This is a genomic window from Streptomyces humicola (assembly GCF_024436035.1).
In the GTDB taxonomy this organism is placed as follows: Bacteria; Actinomycetota; Actinomycetes; order Streptomycetales; family Streptomycetaceae; genus Streptantibioticus_B; species Streptantibioticus_B humicola.
On record NZ_JANFNG010000039.1, the window covers coordinates 48,862 to 54,861 of the forward strand.

The following is a 6,000-nucleotide window of genomic DNA, read 5'->3' on the forward strand; positions in this document are numbered from 1 at the left end:
CCCGGAACACAGGGGCCGGCCACCGTCGTGTGCCAAGCGGTCTCGCGCTCACGCGGTCATATGGGAACGCGCTCCCGCTGCACCGGGACATCCGGCTCCGTGGTCCCGCGCCGGCCCAGGTGATGGAAGATCAGATTAAGGACGACGGCCACCAGACAGCCGGTGCTGATACCGGAGTTGAGCACGATCTGCAGATGTGGGTCCACGTGGGCGTAGAAGCCCGGCGAGACGATCGGGATCATGCCGATGCCGATGGCGATGCCCACGATGAGCAGGTTGTTCCCGTCCGAAAGATCCGCCTCAGCAAGGGTCTTGACGCCGCTGGAGGCGACCGTACCGAACAGCACCAGACCCGCGCCGCCCAGCACTGGGCCTGGCACCAGCGAGATCAATGACGCGAGCACCGGGCACAGCCCGGCCAGCACCAGCAGCACACCGCCCGCGGCGACGACGAACCGGCTGCGCACCTTGGTGATCGCCACCAGGCCGATGTTCTGGGCGAAGGCACTGTTGAAGAAGCCGTTGAACAACGGGCTGATGGCGCTGCCCAGGGTGTCGGCGCGCAGCCCCGCCGCGAGCGTCGCCTCGTCGGCCGGACGCTCCACGACCTTGCCGAGCGCCAGGATGTCGGCGGTCGACTCGGTGAGGCACACCACCATCACGATGCACATCGACAGGATCGCGGGGATCTGGAACTGCGGTGCGCCGAAGTGGAACGGGGTGGGAAAGCCGACGAGGCCGGCCTTGCCGATCGGGCTGAAGTCGGTCTTGCCCAACGGGATGGCGATCAGCGTGCCGACGACCAGGCCGATGAGGATCGAGATCTGCTGGAGGAAGCCGCTGAGCAGCCGCCGCAGCGCCAGCACCACCACCAACGTGATGGCGGCGAGCACGATGTTGGACAGTGCGTCGTATCCGGGGGCCGAGGGATCGCTGCCCGCGATCCATCCGACGGCCACGGGGAGCAGCGATATGCCGATGAGGGTGATGACCGAGCCGGTGACGACGGGCGGGAAGAAGCGGATCAGCCTGCAGAAGTAAGGCGCGACCAGGCATCCGACGAGGCCGGCGACGATGACGGAGCCGAAGATGACGGGAAGGGCGTCATGGCGGCCGGTGGAGTCGGCGATCGCGATCATCGGGGCGACGCCGGCGAACGAGACGCCGTTGACGAAGGGCAGCCGGGCCCCGACCTTCCAGAATCCGATGGTCTGCAGGAGGGTTGCCAGACCTGCGGTGAACAGGCTCGCCCCCACCAGGAATGTCATGTCGGTCGCGGAGAGCCCGACCGCTTTGCCGACGACGAGGGGCGGCGCGACCACCCCCGCGTACATGGCGGCCACGTGCTGCAGGCCGCTGGTGAACAGCTTTCCCGGCGGGAGCTTGTCGTCGACCGGGTGTTTGGGAGGTTCGGATGCGGGAGCCGGGGTGTCGACCACGGTTCTCCTCCTGTCGGTTACACGCCAAAGGCGCGGGTTTCAGGGAGGGTGGTGCGGGTCGTCTGGAGCTCTGCGGAAAGCCAGAGGCAGGACCGAAGAGGGGTTGGGTGCGCCGCCCCCGTACTACTGCTGTCCGATGTACGGGGGCGGCGCTGCCGGAGCCCCACGGGGTCCGGCACCCCGGCCGGGGACCGTCCCCCCCGGCCGGTGGCCTGGCTGTGCGCCGGCGTCAGTCGGTGAGACCGGCGATCTTCGCGAGGCGCTGGGCCTCGGTGCGCGTGCTGCGCGCGATGGCGTCCTCGTCGACGTGGACCAGGTGGCTGTTCTCGACCACCGGCTTGCCGTTGGTGAGGAGCAGGGTGAGCGGTGCCGCGGCGCCGAAGACGAGGGCGGCGACCGGGTCGGCGATGGAGGAGTGCAGCACCCCGTCCAGCTTCCACAGGGCGAGGTCGGCGAGCTTGCCCGGCTCGATCGAGCCGATCTCCTGCTCACGGCCGAGGACACGCGCACCGCCATAGGTGCCCAGCCGCAGCGCCTGGCGGGCGTTGAGCGCCTTCTCGCGGTGGCTGCCGAGGCGGTTGATCAGCAGAGCGTTGCGCAGCTCGGTGCCGAGCTCGCCGGACTCGTTGGAGGCGGTGCCGTCGACACCGAGGCCGACCGGCACACCCGCGGCGAGCATGTCGGGAACGCGGGCGATGCCCGCGGCGAGGCGCGCGTTGGAGGACGGGCAGTGGGCGACGCCGGTGCCGGTCTCGGCGAACTTCGCGATGTCGGAGTCGTTCATGTGGACGCAGTGCGCCATCCACACGTCCTCGCCGAGCCAGCCGGTGGACTCGAAGTAGTCCGTCGGGCCCATGCCGAACAGCTCGTGGCAGAACTTCTCCTCCTCCACGGTCTCCGAGCCGTGCGTGTGCATCCGCACACCGAGCCGGCGAGCGAGCTCGGAGCCCTGCTTGAGCAGCTCAGTGGAGACCGAGAAGGGCGAGCAGGGGGCGACGGCGACCTGGGTCATCGCGTCGAAGGAGGCGTCGTGGTGTTTCTTGACGGTCTCCTCGGTGGCGGCGAGCGCGCCCTCCAGAGTTTCCACGGCGAAGTCCGGCGGCAGACCGCCGTCCTTCTTGCTGCGGTCCATCGAGCCGCGGGCCAGGGTGAAGCGGACACCCGTCTCGGAGGCAGCACGGATGATGGCGCCGGACAGGTCGCCGCAGCCCTGCGGGTAGACGTAGTGGTGGTCCATGGCGGTCGTCACGCCGGACAGCGCGAGCGCGGCCAGCGAGCCCTGGGCCGCCGCGTAGACCATCTGCTCGTCGATGCGCGCCCAGGTCGGGTAAAGGGTGACGAGCCAGTCGAAGAGGTTGCAGTCCTGGGCGAGGCCGCGGGTGATCCACTGGTAGAAGTGGTGGTGGGTGTTGACGAGGCCCGGCGTCAGCAGGTGTCCTTCCGCGTCGATGCGTCGGACGACATTCTCCAGACCGGCGGAAGCAGGACCCTGGCCGACCGACTCGATACGGTTTCCGGCGATGACGACATGACCCGAGGCGTACTCGGTGTCATGGGCGTCCACGGTCGCGATGGAACAGTTCTCGATGACGATGCGGGGGAGTCCCCCCGGCCGAAGGCTAGGGGGAGCCGCGCTGCCGGGGGCTGCCGATGCTGCCATGGTGCTGCCTCGTTCTCTTGGTTTCTTGATCGGCCGGGCGGGCAGTCGGGGAAGGCTGCCCGCCCGCTCCCCGCGGGTGCCGAGGTTCAGATCGAGTTTCGGATGACGGTCACAGGTTGGTGTGGTCGACCGGGATGCGCGCCTCGACGCCGTCGCGCAGCACGGTGCCCTCGATCAGGCCGTACGGGCGGTCGGCCGCGAAGTACACCTCGTTGTCGTTCTTCAGACCGAACGGCTCCAGGTCCACCAGGAAGTGGTGCTTGTTCGGGAGCGACAGACGCACCTCGTCGATCTCCGAGCGGCTGTTGATCACCCGCGAACCCATCTGGTACAGGGTCTGCTGGAGGGAGAGGCTGTAGGTCTCGGCGAAGGCCTGCAGCAGGTGCTTCTTCGCCTCGGCGTACGAGCGCTCCCAGTTGGGCATCCGCTGCTCGTCGCTGGTCCAGTTGAAGCGCCAGGCGGCCTGGACCGTGGTGGCGAGGATGCGGTCGTACGCCTCCTGCAGCGTCGTGTACTTGTCCTTGACGTAGCCCCAGAACTCCGAGTTGGTGGAGTTCATCACCGTCAGGTCCTTCATCCCGGAGATGACTTCCCAGTTCTCACCGTCGAAGGTGATCTGTGAGGTGCGCACCTCCTGGCCCTTGCGGACGAAGGAGTGCTTGACCTCGTCCGAGCCGATGAAGCGGGAGTTGTTGTCGGAGGTCTCGATCCGCTCCCACGTGTACTCCTCGACGCGGATGCGTGCGCGCTTGATCGGCTCCTGGCTGGTCACGAAGTGGCGGGCCAGGTGGATGCCGAACTGCTCGGCGGACTCGATGCCGTGTTCCTTGGCGAAGGCGAAGACGGTGTTCTTCGTGGTGTCGGTCGGCAGCACGTTGGCGTTGCTTCCCGAGTAGTGGACCTCCTCCATGTCGCCGGAGAGGGCGACGGAGACGTTCAGGTCCTTGATGTGGTGCGTGTCGCCATCACGGGTGATCTTGACGACGCGGTTTTCCGCCTTGCCGTACTGGTTCTGGCCGAGAATGGTGGGCATGTCGGTGCTAGCTCCCTCGGTATACGGAGTAGCCGAACGGGTTGAGCAGCAGCGGTACGTGGTAGTGCTCACCCGGCTTGACGGCGAACGTGATCGCCACCTCCGGGAAGAAAGCTCCGCTGTCCCTTACGCGGGGGGCGTCCTGCTGAGCCTCGGCTTCTTGCTTGTGGGTGAAATACGGCTCGACCTCGAAGTAGAGCCGTACGTGGGTGGTGCCCTCGGGGAGGGCGGGCAGGTCCTTGCAGCGCCCGTCCGCATCGGTCTTCGACGCGCCGTGCACGGTCCATGGGGCATCGGCACCGGACCGGACCGACAGTTCGACGGCGACGCCCTCGGCGGGGCGTCCGACGCTGGTGTCCAGGATGTGCGTGGATACGGACGCCGTGAGCGCCGTGGCCGTCATGGTCATTCTCCTTCTGCGAGGCGGGTCAGCCGGATGCGGTTGATCTTCCCCAGCTCGGTGCGGACGATCTCGCGTTCCTGCTCCGGCGTGTTGCCGATCCGGGCCGTCGCGGCGTCCCGCATCTGTTCCCCGGTGAGGCCCGTGGCGCAGATGAGGAAGACGTGCCCGAACCTGTCCTGGTAGGCCAGGTTGAGTTCGAGCAGCTCCGCCTTGAGCTCGTCCGACGCTCCGGCCATGCCGCGCTGCTCGCGCGCCGAGGTCGGGTCGCCGGGCTTGGGCCTGCCGATCGGCGGGTGGCCTGCCATGGCCTCACCGAGGTCCTCGGGGGTCAGCTCCCGCATCGCCGCGTCGCTCGCCTCGCACAGCTCGTCGAGACCGGCGAACGGGCGCTTGGCGAGCACCGCGCGCGCCCAGGCAGTGCTGGTGCAGACCTCGTGGAGGAGGTCGGCGGCAGTACCGTCGTCGGCTGTGTTGAGGCGGGCGATCCCCGCGGGGGTAGGAGATGTCATGGAGCGGCCTCCGAGGCCTGCGTTGGACCGGGCTTGCCCGAAAGCTGTGTACTCCGGGCTTGCTGGAAAGCTAAAGGCCCGCGCCACACGTCGTCAACACTTTGTTGAACTTCCTGCAATACAAAGGCCGCCGCCCGGGAGATGCCGGGGCGGCGGCCGAGTCAGCGCTGGTCACACCGCGCTCAAAGCCGGTCACGCATTGTTCTTGGCAGCACCTTCACGGTTGAGGTAGTTGTACACCGTGAAACGGCTGACGCCGAGCGCGGAGGCGACCGTCTCGACGCCGTGGCGCACCGAGAAGGCGCCGCGCTCCTCGAGGATCCGCACCACCGTCTGCTTCTCCTTGCGGTCCAGCTCGGCGAGGGGCCGGCCCTTGCGCCGCTCCAGGTCGGCGAGGATGTGGTCGAGGGAGTCGGCTATGTGCGGCAGCCGTACGGCCAGCACCTCCTCGCCCTCCCAGCTGAGCACGACGTCATCGCCGCGCGCCTGATCGGGGGGGACCATGACCCCGCCCATGGCGTCGACGAGCGGTTTGACCGCGTCGACGAAGGGGTGACCGGTGCTCGTCACGCCTCGCCCTCCTCATCGACCACGCTGACCTGCAGCGACACCCGGGTGGCGCCCGCCGTGAGGGTGCGCTGCAGCAGGTCGCCGACGGCGGCGAGCACCTGCTCGGCGGAACCCTCCACCGTGTTCCCGAACGGGCCGACGTCCACCTTTTCCAGGTCGGCGGCCTGGACGACCTCGCGGGCCACGAGCGCGTGGGCCGGCGCGTGGTCCAGGTCGAACGGCTCCGTCGTGAATTCCACCTTCAATCGCACGCGCCCAACTTAGCCGGTCGTCCCGCCGACCCCAAGATTCAACAAAGTGTTGACATCGCTCGCGCGAGGTCCTTAGTGTCCGCGATACGGAACTTCGCTTTCACCTCCCATACGGAAGGTCGCAATGCCCAAGCA

7 protein-coding genes are annotated in these 6,000 nt (G+C 68.0%); all 7 read right to left on the reverse strand.

Annotated elements, in window-relative coordinates; genetic code table 11:
• Positions 1-56: 56 nt before the first annotated feature.
• The 7 genes from NGB36_RS30075 to NGB36_RS30105 all read right to left on the reverse strand — a co-directional run bounded on the left by NGB36_RS30075 (position 57) and on the right by NGB36_RS30105 (position 5,865).
• Positions 57-1,439: a nucleobase:cation symporter-2 family protein gene (locus NGB36_RS30075; RefSeq protein ID WP_255923747.1), complete on the reverse strand. Its 1,383-nt coding sequence runs from the start codon at positions 1,437-1,439 to the stop codon at positions 57-59.
• 229 nt (positions 1,440-1,668) lie between these two features.
• On the reverse strand, positions 1,669-3,099 hold the full coding sequence (locus NGB36_RS30080; RefSeq protein ID WP_255923749.1) for an 8-oxoguanine deaminase: 1,431 nt from the start codon (positions 3,097-3,099) through the stop codon (positions 1,669-1,671).
• Between the two features lie 109 nt (positions 3,100-3,208).
• A complete protein-coding gene (gene pucL / locus NGB36_RS30085; protein ID WP_255923750.1) occupies positions 3,209-4,132 on the reverse strand; it encodes a factor-independent urate hydroxylase in 924 nt (307 codons plus the stop codon).
• Between the two features lie 7 nt (positions 4,133-4,139).
• A complete protein-coding gene (uraH, locus tag NGB36_RS30090) occupies positions 4,140-4,535 on the reverse strand; it encodes a hydroxyisourate hydrolase (protein ID WP_255923752.1) in 396 nt (131 codons plus the stop codon).
• A 2-nt stretch (positions 4,536-4,537) separates the two neighbouring features.
• Positions 4,538-5,044 carry a 2-oxo-4-hydroxy-4-carboxy-5-ureidoimidazoline decarboxylase gene (gene uraD / locus NGB36_RS30095; RefSeq protein WP_255923754.1) on the reverse strand — a complete coding sequence of 169 codons (507 nt, stop codon included), beginning with the start codon at positions 5,042-5,044 and terminating at the stop codon, positions 4,538-4,540.
• Between the two features lie 192 nt (positions 5,045-5,236).
• Positions 5,237-5,560, reverse strand: a complete 324-nt coding sequence (locus NGB36_RS30100; RefSeq protein WP_255923765.1) for a helix-turn-helix domain-containing protein — start codon at positions 5,558-5,560, stop codon at positions 5,237-5,239.
• A 50-nt stretch (positions 5,561-5,610) separates the two neighbouring features.
• Positions 5,611-5,865 (reverse strand): thiamine-binding protein, encoded by a 255-nt coding sequence (locus tag NGB36_RS30105; RefSeq protein WP_255923755.1) that lies wholly within the window; start codon positions 5,863-5,865, stop codon positions 5,611-5,613.
• Positions 5,866-6,000: the final 135 nt, after the last annotated feature.